This is a genomic window from Arenibacter sp. S6351L (genome assembly GCF_023016025.1).
Classification (GTDB): domain Bacteria; phylum Bacteroidota; class Bacteroidia; order Flavobacteriales; family Flavobacteriaceae; genus Arenibacter; species Arenibacter algicola_B.
Window position 1 is genome coordinate 25,784 of the sequence record NZ_JALKBB010000031.1, and the last position, 16,235, is coordinate 42,018.

General features: G+C 40.2%; 14 protein-coding genes. 5 read left to right on the forward strand and 9 right to left on the reverse strand.

Going from position 1 to position 16,235, the window contains the following annotated elements:
• Positions 1–24 precede the first annotated feature (24 nt).
• Together purH and MWU82_RS20125 are read right to left on the reverse strand one after the other, a co-directional pair.
• Complete coding sequence (gene purH, locus MWU82_RS20120) at positions 25–1,557, reverse strand: bifunctional phosphoribosylaminoimidazolecarboxamide formyltransferase/IMP cyclohydrolase (RefSeq protein ID WP_247097701.1); 1,533 nt, start codon at positions 1,555–1,557, stop codon at positions 25–27.
• Between the two features lie 93 nt (positions 1,558–1,650).
• Complete coding sequence (locus MWU82_RS20125) at positions 1,651–2,103, reverse strand: GAF domain-containing protein (RefSeq protein WP_215949412.1); 453 nt, start codon at positions 2,101–2,103, stop codon at positions 1,651–1,653.
• 161 nt (positions 2,104–2,264) lie between these two features.
• Between MWU82_RS20125 and MWU82_RS20130 the strand changes: the two genes are divergently transcribed.
• The 3 genes from MWU82_RS20130 to MWU82_RS20140 all read left to right on the forward strand — a co-directional run bounded on the left by MWU82_RS20130 (position 2,265) and on the right by MWU82_RS20140 (position 5,400).
• Positions 2,265–2,681 carry a hypothetical protein gene (locus tag MWU82_RS20130; RefSeq protein ID WP_247097702.1) on the forward strand — a complete coding sequence of 139 codons (417 nt, stop codon included), beginning with the start codon at positions 2,265–2,267 and terminating at the stop codon, positions 2,679–2,681.
• A 120-nt stretch (positions 2,682–2,801) separates the two neighbouring features.
• On the forward strand, positions 2,802–5,003 hold the full coding sequence (locus MWU82_RS20135; RefSeq protein ID WP_247097717.1) for a TonB-dependent receptor: 2,202 nt from the start codon (positions 2,802–2,804) through the stop codon (positions 5,001–5,003).
• A gap of 40 nt (positions 5,004–5,043) precedes the next feature.
• Positions 5,044–5,400 (forward strand): metal transporter, encoded by a 357-nt coding sequence (locus MWU82_RS20140; RefSeq protein ID WP_215949411.1) that lies wholly within the window; start codon positions 5,044–5,046, stop codon positions 5,398–5,400.
• Positions 5,401–5,491: 91 nt separating this feature from the next.
• Here the strand turns inward: MWU82_RS20140 and groL are convergent, their stop codons facing one another.
• From groL to miaB, 7 genes are all read right to left on the reverse strand, one after another.
• Positions 5,492–7,120: a chaperonin GroEL gene (groL, locus tag MWU82_RS20145; RefSeq protein WP_215949410.1), complete on the reverse strand. Its 1,629-nt coding sequence runs from the start codon at positions 7,118–7,120 to the stop codon at positions 5,492–5,494.
• Positions 7,121–7,223: 103 nt separating this feature from the next.
• Positions 7,224–7,502 (reverse strand): co-chaperone GroES, encoded by a 279-nt coding sequence (locus MWU82_RS20150; RefSeq protein ID WP_072860635.1) that lies wholly within the window; start codon positions 7,500–7,502, stop codon positions 7,224–7,226.
• 142 nt (positions 7,503–7,644) lie between these two features.
• A complete protein-coding gene (gene secG, locus MWU82_RS20155; RefSeq protein WP_215949409.1) occupies positions 7,645–8,013 on the reverse strand; it encodes a preprotein translocase subunit SecG in 369 nt (122 codons plus the stop codon).
• 3 nt (positions 8,014–8,016) lie between these two features.
• Positions 8,017–8,946 carry a hypothetical protein gene (locus MWU82_RS20160; protein ID WP_215949408.1) on the reverse strand — a complete coding sequence of 310 codons (930 nt, stop codon included), beginning with the start codon at positions 8,944–8,946 and terminating at the stop codon, positions 8,017–8,019.
• A 3-nt stretch (positions 8,947–8,949) separates the two neighbouring features.
• On the reverse strand, positions 8,950–9,468 hold the full coding sequence (locus tag MWU82_RS20165; RefSeq protein ID WP_215949407.1) for an LptE family protein: 519 nt from the start codon (positions 9,466–9,468) through the stop codon (positions 8,950–8,952).
• A 32-nt stretch (positions 9,469–9,500) separates the two neighbouring features.
• The gene (locus MWU82_RS20170; RefSeq protein WP_247097703.1) at positions 9,501–10,769 is read right to left on the reverse strand and encodes a sigma-54 dependent transcriptional regulator; all 1,269 of its coding nucleotides are present in this window, start codon (positions 10,767–10,769) and stop codon (positions 9,501–9,503) included.
• A 3-nt stretch (positions 10,770–10,772) separates the two neighbouring features.
• On the reverse strand, positions 10,773–12,218 hold the full coding sequence (gene miaB / locus MWU82_RS20175) for a tRNA (N6-isopentenyl adenosine(37)-C2)-methylthiotransferase MiaB (protein ID WP_215949759.1): 1,446 nt from the start codon (positions 12,216–12,218) through the stop codon (positions 10,773–10,775).
• Positions 12,219–12,374: 156 nt separating this feature from the next.
• Here miaB and MWU82_RS20180 point away from each other — a divergent pair, with 156 nt between their 5' ends.
• Together MWU82_RS20180 and topA are read left to right on the forward strand one after the other, a co-directional pair.
• Positions 12,375–13,622 carry a hypothetical protein gene (locus MWU82_RS20180; protein ID WP_247097704.1) on the forward strand — a complete coding sequence of 416 codons (1,248 nt, stop codon included), beginning with the start codon at positions 12,375–12,377 and terminating at the stop codon, positions 13,620–13,622.
• Positions 13,623–13,739: 117 nt separating this feature from the next.
• Positions 13,740–16,235, forward strand: a complete 2,496-nt coding sequence (gene topA / locus MWU82_RS20185; protein WP_247097705.1) for a type I DNA topoisomerase — start codon at positions 13,740–13,742, stop codon at positions 16,233–16,235.

A 16,235-nucleotide genomic window follows, 5' to 3' on the forward strand; every position in this document is an offset into this window, starting at 1 on the left:
GTTTGAACGTTAAAAGTAATAAAATTAATGTTTAAAATGACGTGTGCCAGTCATTACCATTGCAATTCCATTTTCATTACAATAATCGATACTAAGTTGATCCTTAATGGAACCTCCAGGCTGTATAACGCTGGTTACCCCACTTTTATGCGCAATCTCTACACAATCTGGAAAAGGAAAGAAGGCATCACTGGCCAATACAGCTCCATTTAGATCAAAATTGAAAGACTGGGCTTTGTGGATAGCTTGGTTTAGGGCATCTACACGAGAAGTTTGGCCTGTTCCGCTGGCGCACAATTGTTTGTTTTTAGCAAGAACAATGGTGTTACTTTTGGTGTGTTTACACAATTTTGAAGCAAAGATCAGATCTTCCAGTTCCCTATCCGTAGGTTTTTTATTGGTAGCATTGGTAAGGTCGGAAATTTTATCGGTCTTTTCATCTTTTTCCTGCACTAAAACTCCATTCAAACATGTTCTAACCGTCATTTTTGGAAGGTCAACTTCATTCTGTACCAGAATAATTCTGTTTTTCTTGCCTTTTAAGATGTCTAGGGCCACTGGAGTGTAGCTAGGGGCAATCACCACTTCGCAAAACAGGTTGTGTATTTCTTCGGCTGTTGGCTTGTCTATTTCAACGTTGCTGATCAATATTCCTCCAAAGGCCGAAACAGGATCTCCTGCCAAGGCATCAACATAGGCCTGGTGAATTGTTGGTCTGGTTGCAAGGCCACAGGCATTATTGTGTTTTAATATGGCGAAGGTGGGGGCATCGTTCTTAAATTCTTGGATAAGGTTGACTGCGGCATCCACATCCAACAAATTGTTATAGGAAAGTTCCTTTCCGTGAAGTTTGTTGAACATCGCATCGAAATCACCAAAGAAAAAACCTTTTTGATGTGGGTTTTCACCATAGCGCAGGACTTGCCCGTTGGTTTCACTTAATTTAAATGCAGCTTCTTCATGGTTCTTGTTGAAATAATTAAAGATGGCAGAATCATAATGGGATGACACATTGAAAGATTTTGTCGCAAAAAGTCTGCGGTCTTCCAAAGTAGTGCTGCCATTTCCTTTGGTAATCATATCCAGAACTTCATCATAGTCGTTCATGGAGGAAACGCAAAGCGTATCCTTGTAATTCTTGGCGGCCGCACGTATTAAAGATATACCACCTATGTCTATTTTTTCAATAATATCCTGTTCGGAAGCCCCACTGGCAACAGTTTTTTCAAAAGGATAAAGATCTACAATGACGATATCCAATTGGGGAATTTCAAATTCCTTCAATTGTTCCTGATCACTTTTATTGTCCTGACGGTTCAAAATACCACCAAATACCTTAGGGTGCAATGTTTTAACCCTACCGCCCAATATGGATGGATAGCTGGTAACGTCCTCTACAGGTACTACATCAATTCCTAAATCCTTAATGAATGTTTCCGTACCGCCTGTAGAATAGATGGTAATTCCCAATTCATTAAACTTTTTAACCAATGGCTCTAGGCCATCTTTATGAAAAACAGATATTAAGGCTGAGGAAGCTTTTTTAGTGGTACTCATTTTGTTGTGATTGTTGTTATGGATTATAAGGACACAAAAGTAATTTTTTTGTGCTTAAAAATCAGCACGTTTATTAACAATCGCCCTAAAGTTTTAAAGAATTTTGGACACCTCTTGGTTTACGTATTCCAAAAAGTGCTCATCCTCTTCGGAAAATGGGTCCGGAGTATTGGAATCGATGTCGATTTGGCCAATATTTTCGCCATTTAGAAATAGCGGGATTACTATTTCCGCTTTAACGGTTATACTGCATGCTATATAGTTGTCCTGGGCCATTACATCGGGAACTACAAAGTTTTGGTTGGAGACCGCTACCTGCCCACAAATTCCTTTGCCAAACGGAATTATGGTGTGATCTGTGGGGGTGCCGGCATACGGACCCAATTTAAGCTCTTCTTTATTTCCGTTTCTGAAATAGAAACCTACCCAATCGTAATGGGGAACATTCTCTTTTAGCAATTCGCATATGGCCTGCATTTTTTCGGTTGTACTTTTTTGGGTACTGTTTGTAATTGCCGAAACCTTTGGTCTTAATGTGCTGAGCATAGGATAATTTTTTGCAAAAATAAGGCTATTTCCAAATCCTTTGGGCCATAACCTCCTTAAACTTCCAATCTGTTGTTGATTTGGACAATTTTTGCCCTAAATTTTAGTTAATGTTGTGGAAGGAAAATATAGAGTTATAACTTTTGATTATTTTTGCCTTGATGAAAGTAATGATCCATAAAATACTGGCCCTGTTAATGGCATTTTTTATGCTGGTCTCCACCGTTTCCTGGACAGTAGAGAAGCATTTTTGCTTTGGCTCCTTGGTGGATATTGCTTTTTTTCATGAAGCGGATACCTGTGGTATGGAAATGCCTTTGTTAAATGATAATGCAGCCCTGAATAAGGATTCCAACGGTTGCTGCAGTGACGAAATTATTTCTGTTCAGGGACAGGACGAATTAAGTATTTCCAATGATGATCTTAGTTTGGGCCAGCAGCAATTTTTGGTGGCCTTTGCTTCTTATTATATAAATCTATTTCAGCCAAGGGAGCAGCACTATGTTCCCCATGCCGATTACCCACCGCCCGTACTGGTCAGAGATATACATGTCTTGGACCAGGTTTTCCTCATTTGATTTTTTTATTGGTAGTAACCCCGGTTTTCCATTTTTTGAAATTGGATAATCCGATGGTTTTTTTGATTTCAATTATCTGCTAATATTAAAATATTATAAGTGAAGAATTTTTTTGTAAGTATGTTTTTATGGATTCCGTTATTGGCTATCTCCCAGAACAATATTGAGGGTATGGTCATGGAGGACAATCCTGAAAATAAGCACCTAGGTCTAGCGGGAGCCAATGTTTATTGGTTGAATTCCCAAACAGGAACCATTACCAAGACGGATGGAAGTTTTGTAATTCCATTCAAAAAGGAGTATAATCAACTTGTCATCAGCTATGTGGGCTTTGAGTCGGACACCTTGTTCATTGATTCCCCTAAAATGGTAAATCACTGGTTAAAACCCTCCAATGCCTTAAACGAGGTAGTGGTTCAAAAGAAGCGTGATGCCGTACAGAAATCCTATTTCAGCCCACAGAACGTGGTCACCATAAATAGTGCCGAATTACTCAAAGCGGCCTGTTGCAATCTGTCCGAGAGCTTTGAAACCAATCCGGCTATAGATGTCAACTTTTCGGATGCACTGACAGGTACAAAGCAAATACAGATGTTGGGACTTACCAGTCCTTATTTATTGATAACACAAGAGAATATCCCAATGGTAAGGGGTGCCTCCCAGGCCTATGGGCTAACCTTTACCCCGGGAACTTGGGTGGAGAGTATACAGATTACAAAAGGCGCGGGTAGTGTGGTTAATGGCTACGAAAGTATTTCGGGTCAGATAAATACGGAATTGGTAAAACCTCTAACGGATAAGGCCTTATTTGTTAATGGGTATGCCAATTTGAATGGCAGGTTGGAGTTAAATACCCATTTGAATAAGAAGTTGACGGATAAATGGAGTACAGGGCTTTATCTCCATACCAACCGGAGGGACGCCAAGGAAGATGGTAATGGGGACGGGTTTCTGGATGCTCCCTTGGGCAATCAAATAAACGTTTTGAACAGGTGGCAATACCAAAACCCAAGTACCGGTTGGGTGAGTTTCATCAATCTTCGTTTTCTAAATGATGAAAAACAGGTGGGGCAGACAAATTTTGATCCTATTACCGATAAATTCACTACCAATTCATGGGGGGGCGAAATAAATACCAGAAGGTTTGATACTTCTTTAAAATTGGGTTATGTATTTCCGGAGCTACCTTTTCAGAGTCTTGGTTTTCAAACGGCCTACAATATCCACAAACAGGATTCTTATTTTGGCTTTAATGAATATAATATTGATCACGAAAGTATTTATTCCAACCTGCTGTTCAATTCAATAATTGGGGATACCAAGAGCAAATTTAAAACAGGCATTACCTTTGCCTATGATGGTTATGGGGAAATGGTGAATACCCAGGATTTTTCTAGGGTGGACAAATCCATTGGAGCTTTTTTTGAGTATAGTTATGACAATTTAAAGGAGTGGAGTTTAACTGCTGGCATAAGAGTGGACAGCCACAATAATTTGGGGACTTTTGTTACACCCAGATTGCATGTGCGCTATATGCCATGGGAAAGAGGGAGCTTTAGGGGGTCTTTTGGCCGTGGAAAACGGGCCGCCAACATCTTTGCGGAAAACCAACAATTATTTGCCTCCTCTAGACAGATAAGGGTTCTAGGGGATAATAGCAGTATTTACGGGTTGGATCCCGAAGATGCCTGGAATTATGGTGCAAGTTATATACAGGGATTTAATTTGTTCGGTAAAACGGGTAACATAACCTTGGATTATTACGTTACCAATTTTAAAAATCAAGTGGTGGTGGATTGGGAGAACCCTTTGGAAGTGTCATTTTATAACCTGGAGGGAAAGAGTTTGGCCAAAAGCTTTCAATTTGAAATAAATTATAATGCTTTAAAGAATTTTGAGTTAAGGACGGCTTACAAATTTTATGATGTGGAAACCGATTACTTAAGCGGCACCCTTCAAAAACCGTTGCAGGCCCAACATCGATTTTTTGCCAATCTGGGATATACTACTGTTCCTAAGGAAAACGGGTCCCAATGGCGCATGGATTATACGGTGCATACCTTGGGAAGACAGCGTTTGCCATATACCGCCAATAGTTCCGGAGAGTATTCGCCATCCTACAGTTTAATGAACGCGCAGCTTACCAAAGTGTTCAACAATAATTTTGAAATATATGTGGGAGGGGAAAATTTGACTAATTTTATGCAGGATAACCCTGTGGTAGGTGCCGAAGACCCTTTTGGTACCAATTTTGATACCACCATGGTGTATGCGCCTATAATGGGCAGGATGTTTTATGCAGGATTTAGATATAAATTATAGTTTTATATAAAAACAATTATTCAACTTAAAGAGTATAGCAATGAAAAATTTAGTTTTAGGAGCCGTGTTTGTCTTTTTAACGGCAGTTGGCTACGGCCAAGAGAAAAATAAGAAAATGAGTTTCGAGGTGAATGGCAAATGTGCCATGTGCAAAGAGAGAATAGAGGAAGCAGCTTTAGCGGTAAAAGGGGTTAAATACGCATTATGGGATATTCCGACCCATCAATTATCGTTGATCATTGATGAGAGAAAAACAAATTCCATGGAAATAAAATCCGCCATAGTCGGGGTAGGGCATGATACCAAGGAATTAAAGGCTACGGAAGAAGCATATGAAAGTGTACATCCTTGTTGCAAGTATCGTGAGGATAATACCGATGATGGGCAGCATCATTAATAGCATTGTTTTTTTTACGGGCTTAACAAAAAACGAAAAACCGCATTTGGAATTCCAAATGCGGTTTTTTTATTGTTGTAAATTTTAAAACTTACATCATTCCTGGCATTCCGCCACCCATTGGTGGACCTGCAGGAGCATCTTCCTTAATATCGGTCAATGCACATTCTGTAGTTAAGATCATTCCAGCAACAGATGCCGCATTTTCCAATGCAATTCTAGTTACTTTCTTAGGGTCAATAATACCCGCTTTGATCATTTCCACATATTTCTCCGATTTGGCATCATATCCAAAATCGCCTTTGCCTTCCAAAACTTTGGCAACTACTACAGATCCTTCCCCGCCAGCATTTTCAACGATGGTTCTCAAAGGAGCTTCTATAGCTCTTGCAACGATTTGTACACCTGTTTCCTCATCGGCATTTTCAGTCTTGATTTTGGCAAGTACAGATTTTGCTCTTACCAAAGCAACACCACCACCGGCAACGATTCCTTCTTCAACTGCAGCTCTTGTAGCGTGAAGGGCATCATCTACCCTGTCTTTTTTCTCTTTCATTTCTACTTCAGAAGCAGCACCAACATAAAGAACAGCAACACCACCGGCCAATTTGGCCAAACGCTCCTGTAATTTTTCCTTGTCGTAATCCGAAGTGGTAGACTCTATTTGGGATTTGATCTGGTTAACCCTTGTCTTAATAGTTTTTGGAACACCTGAACCGTTTACAATGGTTGTATTGTCCTTGTCAATGGTAATTTTTTCACAGGTACCAAGCATATCCAAGGTGGCATTTTCCATTGTAAAGCCTCTTTCCTCGGCTATTACGGTTCCACCTGTAAGGATAGCTATATCCTCCAACATAGCTTTTCTTCTGTCCCCAAATCCTGGTGCCTTAACAGCAGCAATCTTTAAAGATCCCCTTAATTTGTTCACTACCAATGTAGCCAAAGCTTCTCCATCAACATCCTCTGCAATGATCAAAAGAGGTTTTCCGGATTGTGCTACCGGCTCCAATACAGGCAACAAATCTTTCATGGAAGAAATCTTCTTATCATATAATAATATGTAAGGATTCTCCAAATCGGCTGTCATTTTTTCAGAATCGGTAACAAAGTATGGAGAAAGGTATCCTCTGTCGAATTGCATACCTTCTACAACATCAACGTAAGTATCAGTTCCTTTGGCCTCCTCTACAGTAATTACTCCTTCTTTACCAACTTTTCCGAAAGCTTGGGCAATAAGGTCACCAATAGTTTCATCGTTATTGGAAGAAATTGCTGCTACTTGTTTGATTTTTTCAGAAGAGTCGCCTACTTTTTTGGTCTGCTTGGCCAAATCTTCAACAATAGCCTCTACTGCTTTGTCGATACCTCTTTTTAGGTCCATTGGATTGGCACCTGCAGCTACGTTCTTTAAACCTTCTTTTACGATAGCTTGTGCAAGAACGGTCGCAGTGGTGGTACCATCACCCGCCAAATCATTGGTTTTGGAAGCAACTTCCTTTACCATTTGGGCGCCCATATTTTCAAGAGGGTCCGCTAATTCAATTTCTTTGGCCACGGTAACACCATCCTTAGTAATGTTTGGAGCTCCAAACGATTTACTGATGATTACATTTCTACCTTTAGGTCCCAAAGTTACTTTTACTGCGTTAGCCAATGCATCGACACCTCTTTTTAGGCCGTCTCTTGCATCGATATCAAATTTTATATCTTTTGCCATAATTTAATTTCATTTATCATTCCAAATAAAACGGAATGAAATTAGTTATACTCTTTAGTTTGTTGTTTGGAATTTTCCCAGCGTGCAGGGAACAAGAGCAATTTTATATAATTGCTAATATGTCGCTCTCGCGCATCATAAGATATTCGGTACCTTCAAGCTTTAGCTCAGTACCGGCATACTTGCCATATAGCACCGTATCTCCAACTTTAACTGTCACTTTTTCATCTTTTGTACCAGGGCCAACGGCAACTACCTTGCCTTTTTGTGGTTTTTCCTTTGCGGTATCAGGGATGTAAAGACCAGATGCAGTCTTTGTTTCAGCAGCCATAGGTTCTATTAGAACTCTATCTGCTAATGGTTTAATGCTAACTTTAGCCATATTATTTAGATTTTATGTTTTTAAGTTTGATTTTAATAGGCAGAAATTATGCCATTGCCTAAAAACTGACACTTTGTTAAACAAAAATGCCAGCTTGTCACTTAAGCTGGCATTTTTTATATTTTAAATGTGTTTTCTCTTATTATTCAGCACTGTCAGGGGTGCTTGTGCCATTAGTGGCAGGTGCAGGGATTGGAGTTTCTGGCAAAGCATCCGGTGCAGTTGTTTCAATTGGGTCGCCGTTAAGCAATTTTGAATCGGAATCACTGAAACTGCCCTTTATTGCTACATTGGAAAGTAAAATTAAGACAACCAATATGGTTGCCAATGTCCAGGTACTCTTATCCAAAAAGTCTCCAGTTTTCTTTACGCCTCCTACAACTTGGTTGCCACTTCCGCCAAAGGATGAGGACAATCCGCCACCTTTAGGGTTTTGCACCATAATTACGAGCATCAATAGGATGCAAACTAGGATGATCAGGACCAAGAATATTGTAAATGTTGTATTCATTATTTAATTATTTTCTTGTTGTATCTTTTCTACCGCTTTAATTCGGTCTGCAAAGAAACTACTTTTTTCTGGATATTTCAAACTTAAAATTTTGTAGGCCTGAATAGCCTTTTTATACTTCTTTTGTTCCAAATATACTTTGGCCAAAGTGGCCGTCATCAATTCATTTTTATCAAAGCTCAGGGAGTCCTTGATTGCTACTTTTACGGTATTTTCTTTGGGTACAATTTTGGGGTTTGTTTCAATGAATTTGTCGATCAGATCAAATTTTTTCTTTTTTAGTTTATCCACCTTTGCAATGGGTTCTACCTTGGTTTTGGCAACTCCTTTTTTTGTGGTATTGGGTTCGGATTTTAGCTTTTTTGGCTTATGTGAGGTTAATTGAAGCCATTCCCCAAAGGAATATTTTTCTTTTTTGGTAAAATTTAAAGGTTTCCCGATTTCCAGTGTCTCTTCAGCTTTTTTTTTATTGTCCGAAATAGACTTGTCTATTTTCGGGTCTTTGGAGGAAAAAAGGGAGGGATCCAAAATATCATCTGCATCCTTTACTGTCCTTGGTAGGGGCTCGTCATCCGATTCTTCTATAAGTGCACTTTCCTTTTTAAATTCGGATACGATCTCTTCGGAAATTGTTGGCGTATCATTTAAGGTGGTGGATTTGCCCAAAATAGAATCGGCGATAGTATTTTGCAGAAAATCTATGGAGGTAATAAAATCGAAAAGAATATCCCTGTCCGCAGTATAAGCGGCGGTTAGTTTAAGGGCATTGTTGTATTTAAAACTGTTGAGGTTCTTAAGGCCTTTTAGATGCATGGCCCTTGCTGCTTGGAAATAGGGGTACTCTGCCAATACATCCTCCAGTTGATTGGTCTGCACAGGGGAAACCACCTCATCAGGGTTTTGTAATAAATATGTAAAGTCCTGTACATTCATAAATTACCAATCTGCCAATGATTTATTAAATATGTCCTGGGTAATACGTTCAAATATTACCTGATGGGCCTCATCCTTAACACTCGCCAATTGGGAATTGGCCGGATAATCGTAGAAGAAGGAAAATCGTTGTTCAAAATCTACATCCTCCTTGGTGTTGTTAAAGAACCTTACATTAACCCCTATGCTTAGCCTGTTTTGCGCCGCAGTTTGTTGGGAGGTGGCCGTCATAGGTGAAATTCTGTACTCCACAATTTCACCTTCGTACAATAAATCCCCATTGGATTTAACTAGATCCAAACTGGTCTGGTTCAATATCAGATCCTGTAGGGCCAGTGTAAAATCCCTGTCCATTCCCGGTTCAAAGGTAGATCCTGGATTCTGGGAAGCGTAGTTCTGAAAATAATTGACCTGAAAGGTTTTGGCGGTTCCCACATCGCCCCCGGTAAAGTTATAGATACCACATCCAGAAATGCTTACCACTAGTACAAGCATTAAAATAATATGTTTACTCTTGATCATTAATTTCTTTTTGTATTTTTTACTGACTACTGTTAAAGGTCGTACTGTTTTATTTTCCTGTACAGGGTGCGTTCCGAGATGCCCAATTCTGCAGAAGCAGCTTTTCTTTTACCCTTATTTCGTTCCAAGGATTTTTTTATGAGCTCTATTTCCTTGTCCTGTAAAGATAGGGTTTCTTCCTCTTCTATTTCTTCCGCAAAGTGATACTTGTCCTCTTGCGGTGTTTTAACTATTGGTTTTTCTATATAAGGCTCGGGAAGCTGCAAAATTTTGCTAGGGCTTTCCTCTTGTTCCGTATATTCCTCCTCGTCATCCCCGTAGATTTTTCGGATAAGATTTTCGTTTTCTTCCTGTACTTTCTCGCTGTCGTTGTGTTTAAGCAATTCCAGTGTTAATTTCTTTAAATCGTTCAGATCACCTTTCATATCAAAAAGGACCTTGTACAATATCTCCCTTTCCGTGCTAAAGTCGCCCTCTTTTTTTTCCTTGCCTACAATGGCGGGGAGATTGGTATTTCCGGAACTGGGAAGGTAACCGTTTAAGGTGGCAAGGGAAATAAGCCTGCTTTCCTCCAAGACGGAAACCTGTTCTGCAATGTTTCTCAACTGCCTAATGTTTCCAGGCCATCTGTACTTTAAAAGCAATTGCACGGCATCGTCATCCAGGCGAATCGTGGGCATTTTATATTTCTGCCCAAAATCCGATGCAAACTTGCGAAATAGTAAGTGGATGTCCTCCTTGCGTTCACGCAATGGGGGAATGTTGATTTCTACAGTGCTTAGTCGATAATACAGGTCCTCCCTGAATTTTTCCTTCTGTATGGCCTCGAACATATTAACATTGGTAGCGGCCACTATTCTCACATCTGTTTTTTGGACCTGGGAAGATCCTACTTTTAAAAATTCCCCATTTTCCAAAACCCTTAAAAGACGTACTTGGGTGGTTAGGGGGAGTTCTCCAACTTCATCCAAAAATATGGTACCGCCATCGGCTACCTCAAAATATCCGCTTCTAGTGGCTGTTGCTCCTGTAAAAGCCCCTTTTTCGTGACCAAAAAGTTCACTGTCTATGGTGCCTTCGGGGATGGCTCCACAGTTGACCGCAATGTATTTGGCATGTTTTCTATGGGAAAGCGAGTGTATAATTTTTGGAATGGCCTCCTTACCAACGCCACTTTCCCCGGTAACCAACACAGAGATGTCCGTAGGTGCCACTTGAATGGCCTTTTCAATGGCACGATTAAGTTTTACATCATTGCCAATGATTTCAAAGCGTTGTTTTATTGATTGAATCGATTCCATTATTTAATTGTTATTGGATAGCCCCAACGGCCTACCTATTAAGGTGCCGGAGGTGCAATCGGTAATTTCGACATTCACAAAGTCGCCTATTTTGTAGTTTTCCTTCGGAAATACCACTACAAAACTTTGGGAGTTCCTGCCCATCCAATCCAAATCCGATTTTTTGGAGGATCCCTCGATCAGAACTTCAACTGTTTTTCCGAGCTGCTGCTTACTCCTAAAATGGCTGTGCTCCCTTTGAAGGGCAATGATTTCCGTTAGTCTTCTGTTTTTGACCTCTTGAGGCACATCATCTTTCATGTTCCTTGCTGCAGCCGTCCCGGGCCTTTCGGAATAGGCATACATATAACCATAATCATACTTGATCTCTTTCATTAAGGAAAGAGTATCCTGATGATCTTCTTCTGTTTCGGTCGGAAATCCCGTGATCATGTCCTGTGAAACGGTGCAATCTGGAATTATTTCCTTGATATTCCTTACCAGTTCAAGATACTCCTCCCTGGTGTGCAATCTGTTCATTTCCTTTAGGATCCTATCACTGCCACTTTGCACCGGTAAATGAATATAGTTACAGATGTTTGGATATTTTGCTACGACCCGAACCGCATCCAAGCTCATATCCTGCGGATTGGAAGTGGAAAAGCGGATACGTAATTTTGGTTGCGCCAAAGCTACCATCTCCAATAGGTTCGAGAAATTTACAGCGGTGGCTTTTTGCATTTCGGACGCTTTTTCGAACCCTTTTTTTAATCCGCCACCGTACCAAAGGTAGCTGTCCACATTTTGTCCCAACAGGGTAATTTCCTTAAATCCTTTATGGGCTAGGTCGTTTACTTCTTCCAGTATGGATTGTGGGTCTCTGCTGCGTTCCCGTCCCCGTGTAAAGGGTACTACGCAAAAGGTGCACATATTGTCACAACCACGGGTAATGGATACAAAGGCGGTTACGCCGTTGGTGTTGAGGCGTACCGGCGATATATCCCCATAGGTCTCATCTTTGGATAGGATTACGTTTACTGCATTTCTGCCATCGTCCACCTCTTGGATAAGATTGGGCAAGTCCTTGTAGGCGTCCGGGCCAACCACCATATCCACAATTTTCTCTTCTTCCAGCAATTTGGTTTTTAGCCTTTCGGCCATACATCCAAGTACCCCCACCTTCATATGTGGCCTGTGCCGTTTTACGGCATTAAATTTTTCCAATCTCTTGCGAATGGTAAGCTCTGCCTTTTCTCGAATAGAACAGGTATTGACCAAAACCAAGTCGGCATCCTCCAACTCTTGGGTGGTACTAAAGCCTTCATTGGACAGTATGGAGGCAACAATTTCACTATCCGAAAAATTCATGGCACAGCCATAGCTTTCTATGTATAGTTTTCTGGTGCTATTTTCGTTTTCCGCAAGGGTTATGGCAGTTCCTTGTACCGATTCATCTATAATCTTCTCCATTTTATTGTGCATTCAACCTCATCTTTAAGAGTGTGCAAAGATAGTATTATATGGCTAAATATGACATATTGACAGTTAAATATTTATCAAAAATGAACGCAACTTTTTGGGTTAAGGGGCATCTCTCTAAAGGTGACCCCGTAATATTATATTGGTATGAGAAGAACAATTCTACTTTTGTTTATGCTGACTTCCCTTGGGTTTGTTTCCTGTAATGACGAGGATGACGGTAAATATGCGGAGTACGTGGTGGCCAAACCGTTAAAGATGAGTAAGGCCGATTTTAAAACGGCTATAGATGTCATAGCTCCTATTCCCTTGGATGAATCCGGTAAAATTTATGTTTATGATGATTATATATTTGTAAATGAGAAATATAAAGGGGTTCATGTCATTGATAATTCCGACCCCAGAGCTCCCAAAAAAATAGCCTTTATTAAAATACCGGGCAACGTAGATGTTTCTGTAAAGGGCAATTACCTATATGCCGATAGTATTACGGATTTGATCGTAATGGATATATCGGACATCAATAATATTAAAATGGTCAACCGCTTGGAAAATGTTCTGAGGGACAACGTGATTTTTCCTTTTGAGGTAGATATTTATGAGTGGCAGGATATAGATTATGACAATGATATTGTGATTGGATGGGAAACCGTAAAGGAGAGAAGGTTGATAGAAGAAGAGCAGATAGATTTTTCACGTGAGTTTGATGTAATGCTGTCCAATGCCGCCCAAAATTCCGCCCCAACAGGTCAGGGAGGGTCCTTGGCACGCTTTAAGATCGTAAATGATTATTTATATGCCGTGGACAGTCATAATATTAATGTATTCAACATTGAAGATCTGGAAAACCCCAAGGATCTGGATGACGTCTATGCCGGTTTTGATATTGAAACCATTTTTAACAGGGGAGATCAATTGTTTTTAGGCAGTATGCGCGGTATGTATATCTATGACATCTCATCTCCGGCCACGCCTAGCTTGATTTCCGAATTTGAACACGGTACGGCCTGTGATCCTGTGGTAGTTGATGGTGATTATGCCTATGTAACCTTAAGGGGCGGTAATATGTGCGGTGCTACGGAGAGTGGCCTCTTTATCGTAGATATTTCGGATATCACCAACCCTCAATTGGTAAAGACCTATCCCATGGACGGTCCTTATGGTCTGGGAGTAAAAGATGAAAAACTATTTGTGTGCGATGGGGCTTCAGGACTTAAAGTTTATGATAAGACCAATGTTCAGAATTTGGTACAACTTAACCATTTTAAGGATATAGATACCTTTGATGTTATTCCCATGGAGGATAATTTATTGATGATCGGGGAAGAAGTTCTTTATCAATATGAATATCTGGGGAATAAAATCAAGCTTATCAGCACATTTAAACTTAATTAATTCTTTCGAAATACATTAAAACACCCCTTAAAATAGGGGTGTTTTTTTATGGTGGCACAAATGAAAATCCATTAAATAAAAAAATTGATATACTTTTGTGTCACCAAAAACTAGTTAATGGCAAAGAATTTAGTAATCGTAGAGTCTCCGGCTAAAGCAAAAACAATTGAAAAATTTTTAGGAAAGGATTATAAGGTAGAGTCCAGTTTTGGACATATTGCCGATTTGCCTTCCAAAGAATTGGGAGTGGATGTGGATAATAATTTTGCTCCTAAATATATTGTTGACAAGGATAAAAAGGCCCTTGTTAAAAAGCTTAAGGATTTGGCGGACAAAGCGGATACCATATGGCTGGCCAGTGATGAGGACCGTGAAGGGGAGGCAATTTCCTGGCACTTGGCAGAGGAGTTGAAATTGGACAAGGATAAAACGAAGCGGATAGTTTTTAACTCCATTACCAAATCGGCCATTCAGAAGGCCATTGAAAATCCCAGGGAAATTAATTACGATTTGGTGAACGCCCAACAGGCAAGGCGGGTTCTGGATAGATTGGTGGGATACGAACTTTCTCCGGTCTTGTGGAAAAAAATTAAGCCGGGATTATCTGCAGGTAGGGTTCAATCCGTTGCGGTGAGATTAATTGTAGAAAGGGAACGGGAAATAGAAGCTTTTAATCCTGAAGCAGCTTTTAGGATATCTGCCGAGTTTAAAACTAACGAGGGAAGTATTTTTACGGCCAAGTTAAATAAGACCTATGCCAGCCAGAAAGAGGCGGAAGCTTTCCTAAAGGAAAATATTGGAGCAAATTTTTCGATTGCCAATCTGGATAAGAAACCGGCCAAAAAATCGCCCGCAGCACCATTTACAACTTCAACATTGCAGCAGGAAGCTTCAAGGAAATTATATTTTTCGGTATCAAGGACTATGCAGGTGGCACAACGTCTGTACGAGGCTGGTTTGATAACCTATATGAGAACGGATAGCGTTAACCTATCCCAGGATGCTATAGATGCCGCAAAGGATGCCATTATAAGTAATTATGGTAAGGAATACAGTAAGGTCAGGAATTTTACAGGGAAATCCAAAGGAGCCCAGGAGGCTCATGAGGCTATCCGCCCTACGGAGATGACCAATCAGTCCCCTTCTTTGGAAAGGGATCAGTCCAAATTATACGAGCTTATATGGAAGCGTACCTTGGCCTCACAAATGAGTGATGCAGAATTGGAGCGTACCAATGTTAAAATAAAGGCCAATACCCATAAGGAAGAATTTTCTGCCAACGGAGAGGTAATTAAATTCGATGGGTTCCTGAAGGTCTATTTGGAAGGTACCGATGAGGAGGATATAAGTGAAGAGCAGGAAGGAATGCTTCCGGCAATGAAAGAAGGTGAAAAACTCCTTAATAATTATATAACAGCAACAGAGCGTTTTTCCAGGGCACCCTATAGATTTACAGAAGCTTCTTTGGTTAAAAAACTGGAAGAGCTTGGAATAGGAAGACCTTCTACCTATGCGCCTACAATTTCCACTATTCAAAATAGGGGCTATGTAGAAAAGGGAACCATAGAGGGCACGGAAAGAAATTATGTACAGCTGCTGCTGAAATCCGATAAGCTTACTACTAAAGATTTAAAGGAAAATGTAGGTTCCGACAAAGGGAAAATGGTGCCTACGGATATAGGAATAATAGTAACCGACTTTTTGGTAGGACATTTCGAAACAATTTTGGATTATCATTTCACCGCCAAAGTGGAAGAGGATTTTGATGAGATTGCTTCAGGTAATGAGGATTGGCAAAAAGTATTGAAGAATTTTTATGGGGATTTTCACCCCAAGGTCTTGGATGTTGAGGAAAATGCGGATAGGGCAAGTGGTGAACGCGTTTTGGGTACAGACCCAAAAACTGGAAGACAGGTTTCGGTTAGATTGGGCCGTTTTGGGCCTATGGTGCAGGTAGGTACCGTAGATGACGAGGAAAAACCATTGTTTGCCAGTCTTTTGCCAGACCAGTCCTTAAATACCATCAGCTACGAAGAAGCTATGGACTTGTTTAAATTGCCAAGAAAGCTCGGGGTTTATGAAGGGGAAGATGTAGAGGCCAATGTAGGTCGCTTTGGTCCTTATATAAGGTTTGGTAAAAAGTTTGTTTCACTGGGCAAGGATGAAAATGCTATGGAGATAGACATGGATAGGGCCGTAGAACTTATCAAAGAAAAACAAAAGGCCGATGCCCCTATTGCAATTTATGAGGATAAGGACGTTACCAAAGGGGTAGGAAGATTTGGTCCATTTATTAAATGGGACGGAATGTTTATTAATGTTAGTAAGAAATATGATTTTGATAGCCTTTCAAAACAGGATATTGAAGAGATTATAGAGGCCAAAAAACAAAAAGAGATCGATAAATTGATCCAAGAATGGCCAGAAGAAGGTATCCGAATTGAAAAAGCGAGATGGGGAAGACATACCATTATTAAGGGTAAGATTAAGGTGGAAGTTTCCAAAGATGTGGATGCTACCAAGATTTCCCTTAAGGATGCGCAGGAATTAATTGAGAAAAAGACACCTAAGAAAAAAACAAAAGCAAAAGCAAAACCTAAGGCTAAAAAATAA

What these genes read in the sequence shown, in the direction of transcription:
- miaB (WP_215949759.1), bottom strand. Translation starts at nt 12,218, where the DNA reads ATGGAGAAGATTATAGATGAATCGGTACAAGGAACTGCCATAACCCTT.
- MWU82_RS20170 (WP_247097703.1), bottom strand. Translation starts at nt 10,769, where the DNA reads ATGGAATCGATTCAATCAATAAAACAACGCTTTGAAATCATTGGCAAT.
- MWU82_RS20180 (WP_247097704.1), top strand. Translation starts at nt 12,375, where the DNA reads ATGAGAAGAACAATTCTACTTTTGTTTATGCTGACTTCCCTTGGGTTT.
- topA (WP_247097705.1), top strand. Translation starts at nt 13,740, where the DNA reads ATGGCAAAGAATTTAGTAATCGTAGAGTCTCCGGCTAAAGCAAAAACA.
- MWU82_RS20135 (WP_247097717.1), top strand. Translation starts at nt 2,802, where the DNA reads ATGTTTTTATGGATTCCGTTATTGGCTATCTCCCAGAACAATATTGAG.
- MWU82_RS20160 (WP_215949408.1), bottom strand. Translation starts at nt 8,946, where the DNA reads ATGAATGTACAGGACTTTACATATTTATTACAAAACCCTGATGAGGTG.
- groL (WP_215949410.1), bottom strand. Translation starts at nt 7,120, where the DNA reads ATGGCAAAAGATATAAAATTTGATATCGATGCAAGAGACGGCCTAAAA.
- MWU82_RS20165 (WP_215949407.1), bottom strand. Translation starts at nt 9,468, where the DNA reads ATGATCAAGAGTAAACATATTATTTTAATGCTTGTACTAGTGGTAAGC.
- secG (WP_215949409.1), bottom strand. Translation starts at nt 8,013, where the DNA reads ATGAATACAACATTTACAATATTCTTGGTCCTGATCATCCTAGTTTGC.
- MWU82_RS20125 (WP_215949412.1), bottom strand. Translation starts at nt 2,103, where the DNA reads ATGCTCAGCACATTAAGACCAAAGGTTTCGGCAATTACAAACAGTACC.
- MWU82_RS20140 (WP_215949411.1), top strand. Translation starts at nt 5,044, where the DNA reads ATGAAAAATTTAGTTTTAGGAGCCGTGTTTGTCTTTTTAACGGCAGTT.
- MWU82_RS20150 (WP_072860635.1), bottom strand. Translation starts at nt 7,502, where the DNA reads ATGGCTAAAGTTAGCATTAAACCATTAGCAGATAGAGTTCTAATAGAA.
- MWU82_RS20130 (WP_247097702.1), top strand. Translation starts at nt 2,265, where the DNA reads ATGAAAGTAATGATCCATAAAATACTGGCCCTGTTAATGGCATTTTTT.
- purH (WP_247097701.1), bottom strand. Translation starts at nt 1,557, where the DNA reads ATGAGTACCACTAAAAAAGCTTCCTCAGCCTTAATATCTGTTTTTCAT.